We start from the raw sequence: 21186 nt of genomic DNA on the forward strand, positions 1-21186 counted from the left end.
GTCCGTTGTACGGCCCGGCGCCGTGTCTATCCTCGGGCTTCGGGGGACCTGAGCGGATGCTCAGTGCCGACTTGCTGGAAGCGCCGAACGAGGTTGATCCCGCCGCGAACCGGCGAACTGAGGTCCGCCGGAGGACGGCGTGATAACTCACGGGGCCAACGCTGAGGACGGACGGCCTGAGCGTCTCCCACCTGCAGATCTCGGAGCGGAGCGCGCGGTGATCGGGGCCGTCCTGCATCACTCCGATGCGCTCGAGCGGGCGGCGATTGTGGTCGTGCCCGAGGACTTCTACCGGCCGGCACACGCCGAGCTCTTTCGGGCGATGCTGAAAATGCGGGACGAGGGCCGTCCGGTGGATGCGATCTCGCTCGCGGATCGACTTGGCGATCGGCTGTTCAAGCTGGGCGGGGCGCCCTACCTGATCGAGTGCATGAGCAGCGTGCCGACGCCGGCCAACGTGGCGTACTACGCGGAGATCGTCGCGGATAAGGCGGTCCGGCGTCGGCTGATCGATGCAGCTACACGAGTCTCGCAACTGGCATACGCCCTGCCCGCAGACCCGGATGAGGATCTGATCGAGCGGGCGCGGGACGTTTTCGACGGGGTCGCCGGTGGTGGGCGAGCCGGTCGGCAACGCTGCCTTCGCCGGACCCCGGCCTCCGCGGTCACGATGCGCCGGCTCCGGTGGCTGTGGTCGCATCGCATCGTGCTGGGCGGGCTGACGCTGCTGGCCGGTCGGGAGGGGCTTGGTAAGTCGACGGTGGCGGTCGATCTGGTTGCCCAGGTGACCCGGGGTGAGCTGGCTGGCGAGTTCCGGGGCGAGCCCAAATACGTCATCTACGTGAACTCGGAGGACGCCCGGGACAGCACAATCGTCCCGCGCCTTGCCGCGGCCGGCGCCGACCTCAACCGGGTCGTCTTCCTCGACGCCGTCACGCCTTCCGACGACGAGTCGCCACTGGTCCTGCCGCACGACACCAAGCTGCTGACGGAGGAGATCGAGGAACTCGGGGCTGCGCTGGTGGTGCTCGACGCGGCGACGTCGGTCCTCGACAGCGCACTGGACGGCGACCGCGACCGCCAGATGCGGCGGGGCCTGGAGCCGATCTCCAAGCTGGCCGCGGACACCGGTGCTGCCGTCGTAGGCATCGTGCACTTCGGCAAGCGGGAGTCCGCGGACACCGGCAAGTTGATCCTGGGCTCGATCGCCTGGTCGCAGGTGGCGCGCTCGGTCCTGGCGGTGGCCCGCGACGAGGACACCCATCAGCTCGTCATCTCCTCCACGAAGGCGAATCTCGCCCCGGGCGACGCCCCTTCCCTCGCAGTCACCCTCGTCCCTGCAGCGGTGGACACCCCAGACGGCACCACGCAGGTCGCACGGGTGCAGTGGCACGGCGAGACAACCCAACGGGCGGAGGAGCTCCTCGCGGCCGGCCCCGAGGGGGACGACCGATCGCTCATTGCCGAGGCGGTGACGTGGCTGCTCGGCTATCTCGCCGACGAGAAGCGAGCCGGCTCGGCCGGCGCCGGCGAGATCCTCCGGGCGGCGAAGGCGGACGGCTTCAACGAGCGCCTCCTGCAGCGTGCCCGCAAGCGCGCGCACGTCTCCACCCACCGGACCGCGACCGGCTGGACCTGGACGCTCGACACCGCACCAAGGCGGCAAGACGACAACCCGCCTCCGACCTGACCAGGGAAGACGTCATCCCGACACGAGCACGTGCGCGCACGTCGGCTTGTCGTGTTGTCGCCTTGGTCAGGGGAGTCGGTGCTAATCAGCGGTCGTGGCCAGCCGCGGTCTACTGCGCGGCGTTGGTGGCGATGCTGGTGAGAGCGCGCCCTGCCCACCCTCGGGCGACGGGCTCGACCTGAGCATTGATGACGACGGGCCCGTCGCGCCGGGAGGCGTAGGCGTCGCCGATGTAGCGGATTGTGCGGTACTTGCCGCGCTCTCGGGACAGCTCGGTCACGTTACCCGTACCGCTGGTGTCCATGAGCTGCTTGAGCGCACGCGCGCTGGGCTCGTCGGGCATTTCGACCCAGGACACCGCGACGATGGCGGCGTCGCCCTTCCGGTCGCGCAGCTCGAAGTACGCGCGATGCAGCGCCGCGCAGGGGGTCCGGCGGAAGAAGTCCTGCACCTGCCCGTAGGAGTTGGCCGCGCAAGCCGCGGAGTCGTCCGTGACCTTCCCGCTCAGGCGGACACCTTGCCGGACGATGCGTGCCTCCGCCGCGGTCGAGTTCTTGCTGCTGACTCGCGACCCGCTCCGTGCTCCGGAACTGCCACCGGCGGAGATTGATGCACCACCGGAGGATGTGGCGCTCCCGATCGCGGTCGCCCCGCCGGCGCTGGCCAGGAGGGCTATGCCGAGGGCGATGGCGAGAGGAGTATCCCCGCCACTGCCCTTGTCGCTCCCGCCACCCTTGCCACCGATCCGTCGCGCCAACGGGGAGTCCTCCGGCTCTCACACACGGTCATTGGAAGCTCGCGTTGGTTGATCTTCGTGTTACGGCGACCGGACGAGCGCTCGGTGTGGACGCGGTTCCCCCCTGCCGAGCAGGTCGACGAGGGCCGTTCTCGCTGTTCGGAGCGCTAACAGGTGCTCATCCGTAACGAGTCGTACCAGGGCTCATGATGCCTTTCTGGGCCTCGCGCAGCACGCGCTTGCCCGCTGAGTGCCATCCCGTCGACCTTGCAGCACCGGACCGCGCGGACCCCGGTGGGCAGCCCTCGACCCAACCGCCGGACGAGCTACACAGGCTCCGCCCACGGGCGGCCGCGTGGTAGCCCTCCGGGAGGCCGTCAGGATGGCGCGGGCCGCCATCCTGTTGGTCTGCCCGACCGGCGAGGGCTTAGGTTAGGGCCAGGCGATGCGCCTCCCGGACACCGAGACGACGTCGAGCCGCAGGAAGTAGGGCCGGTCGCCGCCCGCCCACGGCCGCAACGGGAGCCGGCGGACCCGGGCGAGCTCGGCAGGCTCGTCGACCACGTGCAGCCGGCCCAACGCCAACAGGCTCCAGCCCTCCTCCCACACCTCGTCGACGTGGTCGACCTGGAAGGCCACCCGCTCGCAGCGGGCCGCGGCGGCGACCTTGCTGCCCGCGGCGGACCGGAAGTACACGGCGTCGCCGTCGACGGCGAAGTTCACCGGCAGCACGAGCGGCCAGTCGTCCGCGACGAAGGCCAGCCGACCCAGCCGCGGACGATGGGTGACGAGAAGGGCCCGGCACTCGTCGGGGCTGAGTGTCGCCAGCGCGATCTCGGTCTCGGACATCGTCGACCCCACGGCTCGTGGTCTCTGCCGCTCGACCGCCACGCCCCCGCGGCCTCGCCTGGCGGGGGGCGAGTGTTCCCGACGTGCGTGCGATGTACGCAGGGTCGAAGGTCCCTGCCGGCGGCGGCGGCCCGGACCGCATGATCGGGGCATGGGTGCGGGGCCGTCGCCGCTGCTCGGCGACCTGCTCCCGGGCGGGGCCGCGCTGCCGGCCGAGCTGGTCGGCGAGCTCGACCGCTGCTCCACGGTGCACGACGTCGCGGGGGGCACGGTCCTGCTGCGGCAGCGGGCCGTCGTCGCCGACCTGATCGTGCTCGTCCGTGGGCGGATCGCGACCCTGATCGACTTCGCGGGCACCGGGGACCTGGTGGTCGAGACCACGGAGGAGCCCGGGCGGGTCTTCGGCTGGTCGGGCCTGGTCGCGCCGGGACGGTCGACGGCGACGGTGCGTGCGGACGCGGAGTCGCGAATCGTGACCGTGCCGCTCGCGGTGGTGCATGCCGGGCCGCCGCGCTGGACCGCGGCCGTGTGCGGACTGGTGGCGGGTGCGCTGGCGGACCGCACGCGGGACCTACAGGCCCGGTTGGCCCGCCCCGCGGCCGAGTCTGACGAGGCGCGCGAGCTCTCGGTGCCGTCCCGGCGGCCGGAGGGCTTCGGGGATGCGTGACGTCGCGGCGGTGCGCCGGTGGTTCGCCGGGCTCGCCCTGCTCGAGCAGCTGCACGACGGGGACCGGGATCTGTTCGCCGAGCACGCGACCTGGGTGACCTTGCCGGCCGGCGCACGCCTGCACGGCGAGGGCGAGCGGGGGGCGGCGCTGTGGTTCCTCGTCGAGGGCGAGATCGTCCTCGGCCCGGCGTCCCGCGACGGCACCCGTCCCGGCGGAGACGGCAGGATCGACGCAACCGACACCAGCACCGACACCAGCACCGCCGTCGTGGTCGACGGCATCGTGCGGCGGTCGGTCACGACGCCCGGCTACCCCCTCGGCTGGGACGGCATCGTCCGGCCCGACCGCTACCGCTGGGACGCGCACGCCGCCACCCGCACCCGACTGCTGCGGGTCGACCGGGAGGTGATCGACGCGTCCTGTCGCCTCGACGAGGCGTTCGCGGCGCGGCTGCACGAGCTGCTGCTGTGGTTGGCGGGCGGGCAGCTGCGGCGCCAGCACACCCGCCTGGTGACCGGCCGCTACGACGACGAGACGGACGCGGTCGCTGCGCTCGTCGAGCACCGGGCCGAGGAGCTGCGGGTGACCTCGCCGCTCCACCGCATCCCCGGCTACCTGCGCTCCCGCCCGACCGTGGTCGACGCGTTCCGGGCGCTCGAGGTGATCCGCGACGGGCCGGACGCGGTCGAGGCCGAGATCGCGCGGGAGGCGCTCGACGTGCTCGCGGGCGTCCGCCGGGAGCTGCGGGTGTACCTGGGCCTGCAGCGCGTCTACGAGGCGGTCGCCTCGGCACCGGCGGACCTCGATCCCGCGGAGGTCCGGGCTCGGTCCTGTCGGGCGCTCGTCGACTTGTTCGCCCACACCGAGTACCGCATCGAAGGCCTCGACCGGCTGCCGGCGAGGCCGGGCAACGTCGTGCTGTGCAATCACCTGGACAGCCACCCCGGCAACCGCCTGCCGAACGGTTTCAGCCTGATCCTCGACACGCACTTCGTCTCGTCGATGATCCTCTACCGGACCTACGGCCGGGCGCCGGTCCGCGTGGTGCGGGACTCGCACTGGCACGAGACGGGGCACGCGCGCTACTACGATCGCCTGGGCTACGTGATGGTTCCGTCCTGGGAGGAGGGCCGGCCGAGCCCGGAGCAGCGGGCCGAGCGGTACGAGCGCTTCGTGGCCGAGGCGTCCGCGACGCTGCGCGCCGGCGCCGACCTTGTCATCTGCCCCGAAGGCCGGCCCGGTCCCACCGCCGGTTCGCCGACGCACCTGCGCCTGGGCGCGTTCCGGCTGGCCGGCCGACTCGACCCGGAACCGCTGGTCGTCCCGGTGGCGGTCGCGAACTTCGACCAGCGACTCAGCCGGGCTGTGCTCGGCGCCGTGATCGCCGAGCCGTTCCGGATGTCCGACGTCGTCGCCGACCCGACCGATCCCGGGCAGGTCGCACGGTTCGTCGACGACGAGCTGACCCTGCGCTACCGGGGCTGGGTGCGCGAGGCGGCGGCGCTGCGCTGACCAGGGGAACGGCCCGGCCCGGACCCGGCCCGCCCGAACCCGCTCGGCACCCCGCCGACGGCCAGCTCGAGCCAGCGCTCGTCGAACCGGGCCCAGGCGCGCATGCCCGGGCCGGCGTCGTGGCTCACCGGGAAGGTCATGACCTCGACAGGCGCCCGGAACTGCGCGACGACCGCCTCGACGGTGGCGCGCGGTACCACGCGGTCGACCACACCGAGGCCGACCACGGTCGGGCAGCCGACCCGGGGGGCCAGCAGGGCGGCGTCGAAGTAGGCCAGAACGGTCTGCAGGTCGTCCTCGGGGTACTGCGGGTGCTGCTCGAGGAACGCGGCCACCTCGGCGCCCGAACCGGCCTCGACGAGCAGGCGGCGTCCCTCCGCCCAGCCGAAGGTGGGCACTCCCAGCACGAGCAGGTCCGCACGCGGCGCCACCGCCTGGGCCATCAGCGCCAACCCTCCCGCGAGGCTGACCCCGTGGCTGACCGCGCGCAGCGTCGGCACCTGTAGGGCCGTGGCGACATCGGTCGCCCGCACGTAGTCGCACACCGCGCCGCGCAGCACGGACGTCTCGGGCCGCCGCGCGCCCGTCAGCAGCCAGCCCGCCGCCGGTGCCGGGACCGCCGCGAGGGAACGGCCGAATCCGCGGACGTCGAAGCCCACGACGTGGCACCCCGCGCGGACCCACTCCAGCCGGGGGACGGCCTGCGACCGGTACCCGTGTGCATGCACGACCAGCGGCCGGGGTGTCGCGCCCTCCCAGGTGATCGCGTACCCGTGGATCGGCTGCCCGCCCCAGGACCTGAACCGCAGCTCGTGCGCGACCGTGCCGGCCGTCGGCGCGGGGCGCGGAGCCCGGCGGAGGTCGAGGGGGACCTCGCGCAACTGCGCGAGCGTCGTCGCCCAGAACGCCTCGAGATCCGGGGGACGGGTCAGAGCCCCGGTCTGCACGAGCGCGCCTACATCTGCGTCCATGTCGCTGCCGTCTCTGCAGCAAAGGTCCACGGGGCGCCGCGGCAGTGGCCCCCGACCCGTCGGGGTAGTTCCGCTGCCTGCGGCGGGTTCGCGGCCGCGCCAACCCATCCCGCGCGTTCAGCCACCGCTGGTCTCCTTTGCGTAGGCGGCGAGTGCCTCGCCCGAGGTGTCGGACCAGGCGTCCCGGGTGACGCCGTAGCGTTCCAGCTCGACGCGGACGCCACTGGCGAGGTTCGAGGCGACTACGCGCACGCCGCGGGCGCGCAACCTGGTGAACGCGCCCGCCAGGACCCTCGATGCGGGTCACCTTCCACAGGATCGACGTCAGAGGTAGGCGCCGGGCTCGAAGGGCGGGGGGAGTTGGCCCGGGACGATGCGGCGGCCGCTGATGTCCTGCGGGATCAGTCGCATCCAGCGCCCGTGGTCACCCGGCGCCCACGGCTCCACCCCGCTGGCGAGGGTGCGCTCGACAAGCCGGGCGCCGTGCTCCGAGGTCAGCGCCTCGGCGAGCCCGCGCACGAGCACGCTCCAGCCGGACCGTGTCTGCTTGTCGATCTGGTCCACCTCGAAGGTGACGTTGGCGTGATCGGCCGCGGTGAGCTTGGTCCCGGGATGCGTGCGGATGACCAGGACGCTGCCGTCGAGCGCGTAGTTCACCGGGAAGATCAACGGATAATGCTCGGCATTGACGCCCAGCCGCCCGATCTGCTCCGCCGCGAGCAGGCGGTAGCACTCGTCGGCGTCGAGGACCTGCAGCTCTGCATCGCGTCCACCTTCTGTCATCCTGAGCATCCTCTCGAAAGAACCGACACTGCGCTTACCGTCGCCCCGACAAGGTCGCGTCACCGCGCCGAGCCGCTACGACCCGACTACCACGTGCAGCCTCGAGATCCACGTGATTGGCTCGACAACGGGGTGGAGGAGCGAGGTCCCGTTCGCGTCGACGCGAGCCGGCATGTGAAGGTGTGTTAGTCGACGTGGGCTCCAGGTGGTCTAGCCATCGGGCGGCTCCCTGCGTGGCCGGATGATCGTGACCGGACAGGGCGCGTGCAGCACACACTGCAGCCCGACCGAGCCCACCACCGCGCTGGCAAGCGCACCGCGTCCCCGGTGCCCGAGCACCAGCAGGTCCGCCCCGCGCGCCGCGTCGAGCAACACCTGCGCGGGGTGCCCGGCCTTCGCCTCGACCACGACCGGCACCGGCGGGCCGGCATTGGCGGCGATCACCTTGTCCACCATGCGCTGTGTATCGGCCCGCGCGTCGGCCAGCAGGTCCTCGGGCGCTGACGGCCAGCGTCCGGTGTAGGTCGCCGCCGTACCGCGCCAGCCACCCCAGTACTCGGCCACCGGGACCGCGGCGACGACGTGCAGCCGCGCCCCGCGCCGCGCCGCATCGGCGAAGGCGAACCGCAGCGCCGCCTCCGACTCGGGTGATGCGTCCACCCCGACCGCGACGACGCCCGCCTCGTCCATCCCGTCCTCCGTCCGCCAGGAGCGCTTCGCGCTCACATCCCCCGGCGATGCCCAGCCACAGGCCCGCCAACACAACTCCGCTCGGCTCACTCTCTGCCGGCTCGAGGCGTCTCGGACTCCCGTGGCTGCGGCCCGGTCGTGACGGGCGGGTCGCTGGCGCACCTCGGTCAACGGCCCGCAGCGACGTTGACGGCCAGCTCGACCAGCGACAGCTCGCCGTAGCGGAACTCGCCGTCGGGCAGGTGCCACACGGCCGCCCCGCCGGTCATCCGGGGACACCCGTCGACCTCGGTCCAGCCCAGTATCGGGGTGCTCCACAGGGCCCGCACCGGCCCACCGGGCAGGTCGGCCCACCTGTCCTGCGTGCGGAAGTCGCGGGGCCGTCCCTGCGGATCCAGGGAGACGTGTGCGCTGACGGTCCGGCCGGCGTCGGTCAGCGAGATGCGGAAGCCGTCCTCGCCGGCGTCCTCCCAGGAGACCCGGCCGTCGAGCAGCATCCCGGGCGCCAGGAGTACCGCGTCGTTGAGCCAGGTGGTCAGCTCGCCGATGTCGAACTCGGGCCCAGCGCCGTCGGCGACGGTCACCAGGCCCAGCGCCTTGCCGAGCATCCGGCCGGTGCCGGCCCGGTAGGTGTCCCACCCCCACATCGGCAGCACCCGGGCGACCGTGAGCCGCATCCGGAACAGCCGGGCCACCTCGAGGGCGGAGTTGTACTGCCAGGCGTCCAACGGCATCCACGGCCGGCCGGGGCCTCGCCGGAACCGGCCGGTGAAGTGCGCCCGCAGCGACCAGATCCGCGGCCGGCCGACCACGCCCATCGCCGTCAGGTAGCGGACCGCGGCCCGCGGCAGCCCGGCGAGCTCGGCCTCGGTCACCGGTGCCGTGGACACCTGCGCGGTCGGCAGCCGGGCCGCCGCCACCCGGCGCAGAAACGCGCGGGGTGGACGGCGGGCCGGAGCGGCGTGTTCGGACGTGGACACGGGCGTGGGCAACCTCGGCTCCTCGGCCAGGGGCATGGACGTGGCGGTGGCGCGGCGTGTGGTTCAGATCGCGGGAGCGGCTTGGTGGTTTGTTCGTAGCCGATACATGCGAGGTAGTCCAGCCGGGAGTGGCCGCGGGCGGGGCTGCATCGACTCCCTGGCCCACTATGTCCGGCCCTGCTCGTCAGAACCGCGCGAGGGCGACCCACTCACGCCGGTCGACGCACCGCGTCCGCGGCAACAGTGGCGAGCATGGCGCGCATGATGTGGCCGACGAAGGGGCGCACGAGCGTCCAGTACCGGGCGAACCGGCGCACGTCGTCCGGCTCGGTCACCAGGGTGCGGGCCTCGTACGAGACGAGCGTGCGCGGCGTGCCGTAGGGGCGCAGCGAGAAGTTCGCGGCGATCTTGCCCCAGCCGGGCTGCGCGAAGGCCGCGAACCCCTCCGGCGTCATACCGGTGACGTCGTACCACTCGAGCACGGGCGTCCAGAACCGGCCGACCGCACCCAGCGCGATCTCGCGCTCGGCGACCTCGCCGAGGGACAGCCACCCCGGCAGTGACGGTCCACCACGCAGCGGCAACCGGGACGGCGGGGCGGCGGAAGCCGGACGGCCGCCGAGCCGGGCGAGCCGGTCGGGCAGCCCGCGAACGGCCATCGCCGCATCCATCACCGGCGAGTGCACCTGCGCGAGGTCCAGCCTACACAGTGCCTGCCAGGTCGCAGCGAGATCCGCGTCGGCCACGGTGTGCGCGACGACCGTCGTGTCGTACAGCGGCAGGTACCGGTCGATGAGCATCGCGGTCGCCGTCGTGGATGCAGCCGTGGTCACAAGTGGGTCCTCCGTCGTCACGGCCTCGACCCTCCTCCGCAGGCCCACAGCGGCGTAGAGCCCTTCGTCTCTCTCAGCGGAGCCGGTCGAAGACTCGCGGAGTGCCGGGCAAGCGGTCGGCGTGTTCACGGCAGGAGCACCAGTTTGCCGGTCCCGGCGGTCCGCTCCAGCAGCTCGTGGGCGCGACGGGCGTCGTCGAGCGGCAGGCGCTCGGCCACGACCGGGTGGATCTTGTCCGCGCGCAGCAGCTCGAGCAGCGCGAGGAAGTCCTCCCGGAACTCCTCCGGGTCCCGCGGACCGCCGCCGACAGGAAGCGCCCGCTCGCGGCGGGCCATCGGAACCCACTGCTTGCGGTCACGGCGCAGTTTCTGGATCCGGTACGTCGACACGTGCCGGCCGGGGGACAGCAGGCCCCACAGCGCGACCCCGGCGGTCGCCGCGTACCACTCCACCCAGCCGCGCCGGTTCTTCCGTCCACCCGCCAACGTGGCGTAGTGGCCGTAGACGACGAGCCGGCCACCCCGGCGCAGCGCGCGGAACGACCGCAGCGACAGCCTGCCGCCGAGGCCGTCGAGCACGACGTCGACCCCGTCCCCGGTCAGCTCCCGCACCCGGGCCAGGAAGTCCTCGGTGCGGTAGTCGATGGCCACCGCGCCGAGCCGCTCGACCGTGGCGCGGTCGGCCGCCGAGGCGGTCCCGTAGAGGCGCAGCCCGGCCAGGGCGCCGAGCTCGAGGACCGCGGTGCCCACCCGCCCGGCGGCCCCGTGCACCAGGACGCGCTCGCCGCTGCGTGTCCGCGCCGTCCGGTGGAGCAGCTGATAGGCGGTCATGTAGGGCAGGACGAGGCCGACCACCTCGGCCGGGTCGAGCTCGCCGGGCACCTCGACCGCGTCCATCTCCCGTAGGCAGATCAGTTCGGCGTAGGCGCCCCATACCGTGAGCGCCGCGACGCGATCGCCTTCCCGCAGCTGCGAGCAGCCCGGGCCGAGCGCCTCGACGACCCCGACGAGCTCGTAGCCGGGGGTGAACGGCGGTCTCGGCACACCGAGGTAGGTGCCCGCCCGCAGCTGCGCGTCGGTGAAGGACACGCCGGCGGCCAGGACCCTGACGAGGACCTCCCCGGCGCCGGGCCGCGGCGCGTCGTCCTCCACCGTCGTGAGGACCTCGGGCCCACCGAAATGATCGACGACGACGCGCTTCATGGCCGGCTCCCTCACCGAACGTCCGAGGCGTCATCGCACTCCGGCGCCCGCGAGGGGAGCAGGGGCCATGGCCCCGTCGGGGAGGGGTCCTCCGGCTGCCCCCCGATCTGCTCAGGACGACGTCCCGGCCGGAACCATGCGCTCGCGGACAGCCGTCGATCGCGCGGGCACGAAGCGTGTCCCGGTACGGCGAGCTCGCGCATGTGCTGTCGCGGCGCCGATGGGCCGGCTGACCCGGCCGCCGCTCGACCCGGGCGCACGGTTGCCTTGGTCCCTGGCGGGAGCGGGCTGCGTGCATCAGCGTGCGTGCCGTGCTGGCGAGGCTCCGGCTCGACGAGCTGATGTACACGTGGTTCGGCGGCGACACCCCGATGCAGATCGGCCTGCTCGGTGCCCTGGAGGTCGGGCCGTTCCGGCGGGTCGACCGCACGATCGACCTGGAGCGGATTCGCGGGGAACTCGCCGTCCGGGCCGGTCGGGTTGCGTCGCTGCACCGGCGGGTTGTTCGGACCCGACTCGGCGAGGGCCGGCCGTTCTGGGTCGAGGATCCGGCCTTCGCCCCGCTCGACCATGTCGAGGTGACGGTGCTGCCGGCCGGGACGGACCTGCCGAGCTGGGCGGCGGCCCGAGCGGCGCGGCCGCTGGACCCGGACCGGCCGCTGTGGCGGGCCGAGATCGTCGGCGGGCGCGCGGTGGAGCAGCCTGCAGTGCTCGTGGTGGTGTCGCATGTTCTCGCCGACGGTGCTGCCGGGGTGGCGCTGGCCGGGGCGCTGTTCGACTCGGGACCCGAGGCGGTGGTCCAGCCGGTTCCGGTGGCTACGCCGTCTCCGCCGCCGCTGCCCTCGCACCGACAGCTGCGGGGCGAGAGGCGGCACGAGGCCGCCGAGGCCCTGCGGCGCCTACCCCGGCGACCTGCCCGGCGACGGCCCACCGGCGTGCACGGGCTGCGGCAGCTACACACCGCGATGGCGGCCTTCGCCGGGCCGGAGCCGATCACGTCACTACCCCGACACATCGGGCCCGATCGCAGGCTGGGGATCGTCCGTGAACCGCTGGCGCCGCTGCGGCACTGCGGACATGAGCTCGGTGCCACAGTGAACGACCTGGTCCTCGCCGCTGTCTCCGAGGGGCTGGGTGCGCTGCTGACCCTGCGGGGGGAGAACATCCCTGGTCTGGTGCTGCGGGCAATGGTGCCCGCCACCACCGGCCGGGCCGACCGCCAGGTAGGACGGATGCTCGTCGTCGGCCTGCCCGTCGGTGAACCGGATCCGGCACGGCGGCTCACGCTGATCCACGACGCCACCTCCGTGGGCAAGGCCCGGCTTCGCGAAGGTCCGGAAGACGTCAGCGATCTGCGCCTGCCCCTCCCGGTCGCGCGGTGGGTGCTGTGCTGGGCACGGCGCGCCGGCAGCCGACGGGTGACCCTCGCCGTCACCGACGTGACCGGGCCATCGGCGCCGCTGTGGCTGACCGGTTCCCGGCTGCTGAGCGCGACACCGATCGCGCCGCTGAGCCCCGGGGTGGCGCTGTCCGTCGCAGCTCTGTCGTACGCGGGCGAGCTCGTCGTGTCGGTCAACGCCGACGCCGCGGTCACCGATCTGGAAGTGATGACCGGGGGCATGGAGCGCGGTTTCGCCGCCCTGCGTGACCTCGCGGGGCTCGCAAGCGACCCTGCCGGGAGTAGCCCGTGAGGTTCGCGACCACAGGAAGTCGGACGAGGCGGACGGACGCCGATTTGTCCACCATGATCAGCTCGGATGTACGCGATTCGCGGCGATATCGTCGGACTCGCTGTGTGATTCTGTGCGGCCGCCGGGTCGTTCGACCCTGACCGTGTGCGATGTCCCGTGTGAGCGTTGCACGCAGGCACACGATCCGCGTGGCCGCCGCTGCGGCGGTGCAAGGACGAGGATGGCGGGGTGAGGACGCCATGACGGGGCCGGTCAGCGCGGGCGTCGACGTGGGCGGGACGTTCACCGACGTCGTAGTGCATGCCGAGGGACAGCGGCCACGCGCGGTCAAGGTGCCGACGACGCCGAGGAACCAGGCCGAGGGCGTCGAGAGGGGCGTCCGGGAGGCACGGTCCGGGGACGCGCCGCGGCTCCTGCCGCACGGCACCACGCGACGAACGCGGTCCTGGAGCGCCGGACCGCGTGCACCGTCCTCGTCACCACTGATGGATTCGCCGACGTGCTCGAGATCGGTCGGCAGGACCGGCCCGCCCTGTACGACTTGGCGGTGACCCGGCCGGAGCCGCTCGTGCCGCGGGACCGCGTCGTGACCGTCGTCGAGCGGACCGGTCCCGACGGCGCACCGGTTGTCGGGCTCACCGACGAGGAGATCGAGCGTGTGCTGGCGGAGGTCGCGAGTCGCGAGCCCGAGTCGATCGCGGTGAGCCTGCTGTTCGCCTACGCCGGCGAGGACCACGAGCGCCGGCTGTGCGAGACGCTGGAGCGGTTGGGGGTCCCGGTCACTCGGTCGAGTGCCCTGCTCGCCGAGTTCCGCGAGTTCGAGCGGGCGTCCACCTGCGTGCTCAACGCCGCCGTGGAGCCCGTGATGCGCCGCTACCTGTCGAACCTCGCCGAGCGCCTGCCGGACGCGACGATCACCGTGATGACCTCGAGCGGCGGCACGGCCGGGATCGCCCATGCCGCCGCCGCGCCGGTCCACACCCTGCTGTCCGGCCCTGCGGCGGGCGTGGTCGCCGCCGGCGCGGTGGCCCGCTCCGCGGGATTCGACGACGCGATCGCCTTCGACATGGGCGGTACCTCCACGGACGTGTGCCTGATCCGCGGCGGCGTCCCGGAGGTGTCGACCGCGTCGCAGATCGGGGGGCTGCCCTTCCGCACTCCGGCGGTGGGGATCCACTCGGTGGGGGCGGGAGGCGGGTCGATCGCCTGAATCGACGGGGGCGGGGCGTTGCGGGTCGGGCCCCGGTCGGCGGGCGCCGATCCCGGCCCGGTCTGCTACGGCCGTGGCGGGCAGGAACCGACGGTCACCGACGCCCACTGTGCGCTTGGGCACCTCGACCCGGACCGAGAGCTCGGGCGCGGGCTGCGGCTCGACGTCGACGCCGCACGCCGGGCCCTCGACGCGTTACCGGAGTCCGCGGGCGGGGCGCACGGCATGCTCGCCGTCGTCCGCGCAACCATGGCCCGCGCGCTGCGTCGGGTGAGCACCGAGCGGGGCGTCGACCCGTCCCGGCTGGTACTCGTCGCCTACGGCGGCGCAGGTCCGCTGCACGCCGCCGCGCTGGCGAAGGAGCTGGGGTGCCACGCGGTCGTCGTGCCGCCGGCGCCGGGCGTCCTCAATGCGCTCGGCCTGCTCCTCGCTCCGCCGCGGTACGAGGCGTCCCGGACGGTGATGGCCGAGGCCGGTGCGGACCTGTCGGCGACCTGGAAGGCACTGACGGAGGAGGCCCAGGCCGAACTGATCCGACAGGGAGTGCCGGGCGGTGTCCATCTGACACGAGTGGCCGACGCGCGCTACACGGGGCAGTCGCACGAACTCCGGATCACCGTCGGGGACGAGGACACCGACGTGGCCGAGCTGCTGCACACGGCCCATCAGGAGGCCTACGGCTACGCCATGCGCGACGAGCGGGTCGACGTGGTCACGCTGCGGGTCGTGGCCACCGGATCGCCCGTCCTCGCGGACCCGCCGGGTGACTGGGACCAGGGACGGCCGGCCGAGGAGCGCACTCGGGCCATCGGAGTGGCGGGTGAGACCGGCGGACTGCTCCGCGGCGGTGTTCGACCCGGACGGACAGATGGTTGCGCAGGCCGAGCACATCCCGGTGCATCTCGGGTCGATGCCGGCGAGCGTCCGTGCAGTCCTCGACGCCTACGGCGAACTTGCTCCCGGGGAGCAGGTCTGCGTCAACGACCCGTACATGGGCGGCACCCACCTGCCCGACCTGACGATCGTCGCCGCGGTCGGCGACGCCGAGGGTCGCCTGCTCGGCTATGTCGCCAACCGGGCGCACCATGCCGACGTGGGCGGTGCGGCTCCCGGCTCGATGCCCGCCACCGCCACGGAGATCGCCATGGAGGGCGTCCGGATCCCGCCGATCCGCATCGCCGACGGCGACGGCGAACGGGAGGACGTCGTGCGGCTGATCGCCGCGAACTCGCGGACGCCACGGGAGCGCCGCGGGGACCTGAGGGCCCAGTTCGCGGCCAACCACGTCGGCGCGGTGCGGCTGCGCGAACTGGCCGGGCGTCTCGGCCCCGAACGGTTGCACGAGTCGATGGCGGCGGTGTGCGACTACTCCGACCGCCGCGTGCGCGCGGCCGTGGCCTCGATTCCGGACGGCCAGTACACGCACTCCGACCTTCTGGAGATCGGCGACGGAGTGCGGATCCGCGTCACCGTCACCGTCGACGGGGACGAGGTGTCGATCGACTTCGACGGCAGCGATCCTCAGGTGTCGGTGAACTGCAATGCGGTGTTCGCCGTGACGTTGTCGTCCGCGATGTTCGTCTTCCGGATGCTGACCGACCCCGGCGCACCGCCCAACGGCGGGTGCTACCGGTCCCTGCACGTCAGGGCTCCGGAGGGGTCGGTGGTGCACGCCCGGTTCCCCGCTCCCACGGCCGCCGGGAACGTCGAGACCAGCCAGCGCATCGTCGACGTGCTGCTCGGTGCGTTCGCGCACGCGGTTCCGGACCGCGTGCCCGCCGCCGGGCAGGGCACCATGAACAACCTCCTGCTCGGCGCGAGCGGGGACGCGCCGTTCAGCTACTACGAGACCCTGGGGGGCGGCGAGGGCGGAACGCCGGATCGGCCCGGCATGTCCGGTGTCCACACCGGCATGACGAACACCCAGAACACACCCGCGGAGGCGATGGAGCTGGACTACCCGCTCCGGGTGTGGCGTTACGAGCTGCGTCGCGGGTCGGCCGGCGCCGGTGCGCACCCCGGCGGCGAGGGCCTGGTCCGGGAGATCGAGGTGCTCGCGGACTGCGTCCTCACGATCCAGTCCGAACGCCGCACCCACGCCCCGTGGGGGTTGCAGGGGGGACGGGACGGCGCGGTCGGACAGAACGTGCGGATCAACGTCGACGGCACCCGGGAGGAGCTACCGAGCAAGGGCACCTGGACACTGCGGAGTGGCGAGCGGGTCCGCATCGAGACTCCGGGCGGCGGCGGTTGGGGCGAGCCGGCCTGAGGTGAGATTCGGCGACTCTCCCGCGCAGTGGGCAGAGCCGATCGGCGCTGTGGGCCGGGCATGAGGACCCTGGGACCGCACACTGTGGGGCGGGCAGGATCGGACGATGTCGACGACGGAGGGGACCTCGCAGCACGCACGCGCGTCGACGCTGCTCCAGGCCATCCTCAACCTGTCGCGCTTCCACAAGCAGCATGAACGGTTCTACTCGGCGGCTCCCCTGGAGACCGCGCTGCGGCTGCAGCGTCATGCGCGGACGCTGCAGGCCCTCGCCGACCGGTGGGAGACCGCTTCGCCCGGCGCCGGTCACGTGAGGAACCCCTACGAGGGCGCCGAGGACCTCAACAGCGAGGCCGCGATCGCCCTCGACGGGGCGTTGTTCATGGAGGGCGAAGGGCGCCCCGTGGAGCTGTCCCAACTGATCGGGGAGCTGCGCCTCGACGCCGACGGCTTCGCCACCGGTGGCGAGTGGTTGGCCACCGCGATGGCGAGCAGCTGGCAGGCCGCCGCCACGCTGCTCGAGTTCGACGAGCTGGCCGACGTGATGGGAGAGCGGCACCGCATCATCAGCAACGACTGGCTCGCCGCGCACATGCAGACCCTCATCGCCCTCCAGCTGCGTCGTGCCGCCGACATGCTCGACGGCGTCGATTTCGCTCCCGGAGCCGTCCGGATCGATCTCGCAGGGGCGCGCGTAAGCCCCCGACGTCTGCACGCCGCGGCGGAGGTGATCGCCCGTGCCGCCGATCTGTGCTGCGAGTCGTCGCGGCTGGTGCACGACAACGAACGGCGCTGGCGGGTCTTCCGGGAGCGGACCGCCGAGCTCGTCCGGCTCCTGAGCAGCGATCCCTACCCGGCCGGGCCGACCGCCGACCACCCGCCGTCCGGCTCCTGAGCACCGCGACACTTGCCTCGATGAGGGCCGTCCGCGTCCGCACGTCGGGATGACTTGCCCGGAACGCTTCGACGGCGGTGTTCAGGTGCCGGCTGTCCGCCTCTCGCGGAGGCGGAGCGGGGCCGCCGCCGCGGGCCCGCAGGGCGAGGAGCAGGCGCCATCGGGTCCCGCTCCACCACCTCGATCCGGACGTTCTCCGAGCCGGGGCCCTCCGAGCGCAAGCGCGCGAGAACGGCGTGCAAGGCGGCGGCGCCGCGGGCAGGCCGGCTGACCCTCTCCAGACGGCGCGCCAGCCGCGCGACGAGCAGATCGACGGCCGCGCGCGGGCTCGCCGCGGAGGCGTGGACGGCGACCGCAGTCCCGTCCAGGTCGACCACGGCGCGGGCCGTGACCGGCCGCGGGCGGGCTGGATCACGATGCTTCACGACGTGCACGTGAGCCGGTGCTGTGGCGCGGCCGCGGTGCTCGAGGAGGCGGCCGACGGCCGAGCTCGCGTAGGCAGCGAGGTCGGAGGCGATGCCGCCACTGAGCTGCACCGTGCAGTGAGTTGTCGAGGGGAGCGGGGAGCCGGCGGCCGTTGCGTTGTCGTCCATCACGGCCGCAGGGTCGGCCATCGCGCGGCCTGGTCAGCAGTGCTGCAGCTCCCCGGTGCTGCGGACCGACGGTCCGCCGTATCGGGTCGCTGGTCCGAGGGCGCAGGTCCTTCGGCACGTGCCGCGCATCTCGTCATCAGCCGATGGTTGGGCAAGGTGACGCTCCGCGGTACAAGGCCCCGGGCCGGGAGGACGTGATGAAGGTTCGCGACGCGATGAGTGCGTCGGCCACGACGTTGCGGCCCGACACGCCGCTTCAGGCGGCGTCCCCGATCTTGATCGCCCACGGGCAGTGCGCGGCCGCGGTCGTCGATCACGGGGGGCGTCTCGTGGGAGTCGTGAGCGAGGCCGATCTGACCCGTGCACGGTCCCTGCCCAACGGCTGGATGGTCGAGATCGACCCGGAATGCGTGGTCGGCGCGGTCATGACGCACCGGCCCGTCTCCGCCGGCCCGGACGACGACCTGGCGGACGTCGTGGCCACGATGCTCGATAGTGGACTGCGCGCCGTGCCGATCGTGGATGCGGACGCGGTCGTCGGGATCCTCACGCCGCGCGACGTCCTGCGGCTCGTCGCCGACCGGCGTTGTCGTCGGAACAAGGCTGGGCGGATCGCGTCGGGACGGTCGGCAAATGACCGCATCTGACCATGACCCGGCCGCGTCGGACGCGGGGCGCGGCGAGATCGTCGTGGGGGTGGACGGATCGCCCTCGTCGCTCCAAGCCCTGCGCTGGGCGATGCGGCAGTCGGAACTGACCGGGGCGCCGGTGCGAGCGGTCAGCGCCTGGTCGATCCCGGTGCACCACGGGCCGATGGTGGTCGCCCAGGTCTGGAGCGACTGGCCCGAGCTCGCCCGCCAGGCGCTGGACGTCGCCGTCCGGGACGCCCTCCCGCCCGAGCAGGTGAGGGTGGTCAGGACCGAGGTGGCCGAAGGGAACGCCTCGGCCGTGCTTCTCGACGCGGCGAAGGGCGCCGAGCTGCTGGTCGTCGGCAGCCGGGGGCACGGAGGCTTCGTCGGCCTGCTGCTCGGCTCGACCGCCCAGCACGTGACGACCCACGCCCACTGTCCCGTGCTCGTGGTGCACGAGTCCTCGTGATCGATCGCAGGGCGAACTCGAGCGCTGAGAGCGGTGGGGGCTCTGCTCCGGTTCGCGGCGAGCGGGTCGTGCTGGCCGACGGGACGTCCGCTGTCCTTCGGGTCCTGGGCCCGGCTGATCGCGCGGAGATCATGCGGGTGCACGACGAGCTCCCGGCAGCCGATCGCCGGCATCGGTTCCTCGCCTCCGGCGGCCCGAGCCCGGCGGCGGTCGCGGACTCGATCCTCGCCCCCGGCGTCATCGCGGTCGGTGTCGAGGCATCGGGCCGGCTGGTGGGCGTCGGCCACGCGGTCCAGGAGCGGGAGCGCGGGACGGCCGGAATCGCGTTGGTCGTCGCCCACGGCGCCCAGCACAACGGCGTGGGGACCCTCCTGATCGAGGAGCTCGTGAAGAGGGCCCGGGCGGCCGGGCTTCGGATGCTGCTCGCGCTCGTGGCAGCGGAGAACGCCGACGTGCTGCGAGTCCTGTACGACCTCGGCCTGCCCGTCGTGCGGCTGGCTTCGGGGTCCGACCTGCTGCTCGGCATCGAGCTCGGTGACTGTTCGCCCCAGGCGCCGGCGGGCTTCGCCGACCGGATGGCGCAGCGGATGCGGGCCGCCAACGCGGCCGGGCTGCGGCCGATCCTCGCCCCGCGCTCCGTCGCGGTGGTCGGCTCGCACCGCCCCGGGTCCGTCGGTCGCGCCCTGCTCGACCGGGTCCGCAGCGGCGGCTTCACCGGAGCCGTGACCGCGGTCAACCCGCACGGCGCTCCGGAGCCGGGCGTCGCGTGGGCAGGCTCCGTGGACCAGCTGCCGGACGTCGTCGACCTGGCGGTCCTGGCCGTACCGGGCCCGGCGGTCCTCGACGTCGCCGGACGATGCGGGGATCGGGGGGTGCGGGCGCTGCTCGTGGTGTCGTCGGGAGTACCGGCCGAGCTCCTGCGCGAGGTCGCTGCCCGGCACGGCATGCGGCTCGTCGGTCCCAACTGCCTGGGACTGACGAACACCGACCCTGCCGTGGCCCTCGACGCCCTGTTCGCCGGCCTGCGCCCACCGGGCCCACGACCTGTTGGAACGATCGGGGTCGCCGCCCAGTCCGGGGGAGTGGTCGTGGCACAGCTCGCCGACCTCGATCGACTCGGGCTCGGAGCATCCACCGTCGTCTCGCTGGGCGACGCCCCGGATGTCGGGCCCGACGACCTCCTCGCCTGGTGGGCGGGCGACGGTCGGACACGGGCCGCGGTGCTGCACTCGGAGGCACTGCGGCGACCTGCCGGCTTCGCGGAGCTGGCCCGCCGGGTCGCGCCCGACCTGGCTCTCGTGGCCGTGCGGGCGGGGAGCAGCGCCGCCGGCCGCCGTGCTGCGGCCACCCACACCGCCTCGACGGCGACCTCCCGGGCGGTGCTCGACGCGCAGCTCCGCCGGGGACGGATTGCTGCGGTCGACAGCCTCGCCGAGGCGACCGAGCTGCTCGCCGCGTTCTGCTGGTGTCCGCCCGTCCTCGGCTCGCAGGTCGCCGTCGTGAGCAACGCCGGCGGGCTGGGCGTACTTGCGGCCGACGCGCTCGCGCGCGAGTCCTTGGGCAGCGCTCGACTCACACCACTTACGCAGGACCGTCTGCAGGACCGTCTGCCGGTGGGTGCAGCGGTCCGGGGCCCGGTGGACACGACGGCCGTCGTGCCGGCGGCCACGTTCGCCGATGTCGTGGAGCTCGTCCATGCCGACCCGGGAGTGCACGCGGTCCTCGCCGTGGGGGTGGCCACGGACCTGGGCGACCCGCTCGCCGAGATGCGAGCGCCAGATGGTGGTGCGCCCGTCCTGGTCGTGCGTCCCGGACAGGGCGCGGGCGTGGAAGTGATGCACATCGGTGGCGGCCGCCTGCCGTGTTACGCGGAGGTCGGCGCCGCTGCGCGGGTCGTCTCCCACCTGTTCCGCCGATCGCGTCGCCTCGCCGATCCGGTCGAAGCCCCGGAACCGGACCGGATGAACGGGAATCGGCTCCTGGCCCGTGCACGCTCCGCGACCGACGACGGTGGCTGGATGGAAGCGCTCTCCGTTCAGCAGTTGTTGTGCGCGGCAGGGATCCCGGTCGCGCAGCTGCAGCTCGCGGCCGATGTCGACACGGCGGTGGCACGCCGTCGAGAGCTCGGCGGCCCGGTGGTGCTCAAGGCCGTCGTACCCGGGCTGGTGCATCGCAGCCGGGCCGGCGGCGTGGTCGTAGGGGTCCGGTCGGACGCCGGGGTGCGGGATGCCTTCGGAGCGTTCGACGAACGCTTCGGCGCGGCCCTGGAGGGAGTACTGGTCCAGCCCTTCGTGCGGCCCGGTGCGGAGCTCCTCGCCTCGGAGCCGCCCGCCGGCGCAGCGCGGCGACCCTACGCGCTGGGTAGCTCGGAGACCGGCGGCCTCGCCGATGCGGACAGGCCCATTGCGGTGACGACGAGGACCTTCGGCCACCCCGCGAGCCGTCGGCCAGAGGGAACCTGACCGCACGGGGCACCTCGGTCTCGCGCTCTGTCGCCGACGGCTCGACGGTCCGTC

The 21186-nt window shown here is 73.3% G+C and carries 18 protein-coding genes and 1 pseudogene; 10 read left to right on the forward strand and 9 right to left on the reverse strand.

Features of this window, described 5'->3' with window-relative positions:
• Positions 1–139 precede the first annotated feature (139 nt).
• On the forward strand, positions 140–1690 hold the full coding sequence (locus tag LWC33_RS27240) for an AAA family ATPase (protein ID WP_308191017.1): 1551 nt from the start codon (positions 140–142) through the stop codon (positions 1688–1690).
• 109 nt (positions 1691–1799) lie between these two features.
• On the opposite strand, the gene LWC33_RS27245 is transcribed toward LWC33_RS27240, so the two are convergent.
• Together LWC33_RS27245 and LWC33_RS27250 are read right to left on the reverse strand one after the other, a co-directional pair.
• Positions 1800–2447: a hypothetical protein gene (locus tag LWC33_RS27245; RefSeq protein WP_233307542.1), complete on the reverse strand. Its 648-nt coding sequence runs from the start codon at positions 2445–2447 to the stop codon at positions 1800–1802.
• Between the two features lie 411 nt (positions 2448–2858).
• Positions 2859–3275 carry a pyridoxamine 5'-phosphate oxidase family protein gene (locus LWC33_RS27250; RefSeq protein ID WP_233307543.1) on the reverse strand — a complete coding sequence of 139 codons (417 nt, stop codon included), beginning with the start codon at positions 3273–3275 and terminating at the stop codon, positions 2859–2861.
• Between the two features lie 151 nt (positions 3276–3426).
• On the opposite strand from LWC33_RS27250, the gene LWC33_RS27255 reads away from it, so the two are divergent.
• Both LWC33_RS27255 and LWC33_RS27260 read left to right on the forward strand, forming a co-directional pair.
• Positions 3427–3942, forward strand: coding sequence for a cyclic nucleotide-binding domain-containing protein (locus LWC33_RS27255; RefSeq protein WP_233307544.1), 516 nt, complete (start codon positions 3427–3429; stop codon positions 3940–3942).
• Complete coding sequence (locus tag LWC33_RS27260; protein ID WP_233307545.1) at positions 3935–5455, forward strand: hypothetical protein; 1521 nt, start codon at positions 3935–3937, stop codon at positions 5453–5455. The genes LWC33_RS27255 and LWC33_RS27260 overlap by 8 nt, the downstream gene beginning before the upstream one ends.
• Here LWC33_RS27260 and LWC33_RS27265 read toward each other — a convergent pair.
• From LWC33_RS27265 to LWC33_RS27290, 7 genes are all read right to left on the reverse strand, one after another.
• The gene (locus LWC33_RS27265; protein ID WP_233307546.1) at positions 5416–6426 is read right to left on the reverse strand and encodes an acetylxylan esterase; all 1011 of its coding nucleotides are present in this window, start codon (positions 6424–6426) and stop codon (positions 5416–5418) included. The genes LWC33_RS27260 and LWC33_RS27265 overlap by 40 nt on opposite strands.
• Positions 6427–6543: 117 nt before the next feature.
• Complete coding sequence (locus LWC33_RS35460) at positions 6544–6678, reverse strand: hypothetical protein (RefSeq protein WP_255693098.1); 135 nt, start codon at positions 6676–6678, stop codon at positions 6544–6546.
• A gap of 72 nt (positions 6679–6750) precedes the next feature.
• Positions 6751–7209, reverse strand: coding sequence for a pyridoxamine 5'-phosphate oxidase family protein (locus LWC33_RS27270; protein ID WP_233307547.1), 459 nt, complete (start codon positions 7207–7209; stop codon positions 6751–6753).
• Positions 7210–7419: 210 nt separating this feature from the next.
• The gene (locus LWC33_RS27275) at positions 7420–7899 is read right to left on the reverse strand and encodes a universal stress protein (RefSeq protein WP_233307548.1); all 480 of its coding nucleotides are present in this window, start codon (positions 7897–7899) and stop codon (positions 7420–7422) included.
• 167 nt (positions 7900–8066) lie between these two features.
• A complete protein-coding gene (locus tag LWC33_RS27280) occupies positions 8067–8879 on the reverse strand; it encodes a DUF6544 family protein (protein WP_233307549.1) in 813 nt (270 codons plus the stop codon).
• Between the two features lie 209 nt (positions 8880–9088).
• Positions 9089–9712 (reverse strand): hypothetical protein, encoded by a 624-nt coding sequence (locus LWC33_RS27285; protein ID WP_233307550.1) that lies wholly within the window; start codon positions 9710–9712, stop codon positions 9089–9091.
• Positions 9713–9837: 125 nt separating this feature from the next.
• Positions 9838–10914 (reverse strand): medium chain dehydrogenase/reductase family protein, encoded by a 1077-nt coding sequence (locus tag LWC33_RS27290; RefSeq protein WP_233307551.1) that lies wholly within the window; start codon positions 10912–10914, stop codon positions 9838–9840.
• A gap of 311 nt (positions 10915–11225) precedes the next feature.
• Here LWC33_RS27290 and LWC33_RS27295 point away from each other — a divergent pair, with 311 nt between their 5' ends.
• The 7 genes and pseudogenes from LWC33_RS27295 (at position 11226) to LWC33_RS27325 (ending at position 21132) form a co-directional block, all read left to right on the forward strand.
• Positions 11226–12605: a wax ester/triacylglycerol synthase domain-containing protein gene (locus tag LWC33_RS27295; RefSeq protein WP_233307552.1), complete on the forward strand. Its 1380-nt coding sequence runs from the start codon at positions 11226–11228 to the stop codon at positions 12603–12605.
• A gap of 239 nt (positions 12606–12844) precedes the next feature.
• Positions 12845–14250: pseudogene (locus LWC33_RS27300) on the forward strand (hydantoinase/oxoprolinase family protein); the annotation flags it as partial.
• Positions 14251–14635: 385 nt separating this feature from the next.
• Positions 14636–16084 carry a hydantoinase B/oxoprolinase family protein gene (locus tag LWC33_RS27305; protein WP_233307553.1) on the forward strand — a complete coding sequence of 483 codons (1449 nt, stop codon included), beginning with the start codon at positions 14636–14638 and terminating at the stop codon, positions 16082–16084.
• A 106-nt stretch (positions 16085–16190) separates the two neighbouring features.
• On the forward strand, positions 16191–16979 hold the full coding sequence (locus LWC33_RS27310) for a hypothetical protein (RefSeq protein ID WP_233307554.1): 789 nt from the start codon (positions 16191–16193) through the stop codon (positions 16977–16979).
• An 808-nt stretch (positions 16980–17787) separates the two neighbouring features.
• Entirely contained in the window at positions 17788–18219 is a 432-nt protein-coding gene (locus LWC33_RS27315) for a CBS domain-containing protein (protein WP_255693103.1), read from the forward strand.
• The gene (locus tag LWC33_RS27320) at positions 18206–18670 is read left to right on the forward strand and encodes a universal stress protein (protein ID WP_233307556.1); all 465 of its coding nucleotides are present in this window, start codon (positions 18206–18208) and stop codon (positions 18668–18670) included. Before LWC33_RS27315 ends, LWC33_RS27320 begins: the two co-directional genes overlap by 14 nt.
• A 131-nt stretch (positions 18671–18801) precedes the next feature.
• Positions 18802–21132, forward strand: coding sequence for a GNAT family N-acetyltransferase (locus tag LWC33_RS27325; protein WP_233307557.1), 2331 nt, complete (start codon positions 18802–18804; stop codon positions 21130–21132).
• Positions 21133–21186 lie beyond the last annotated feature (54 nt).

It is taken from the genome of Pseudonocardia terrae (assembly GCF_021343995.1).
GTDB classification, from domain to species: Bacteria; Actinomycetota; Actinomycetes; order Mycobacteriales; family Pseudonocardiaceae; genus Pseudonocardia; species Pseudonocardia terrae.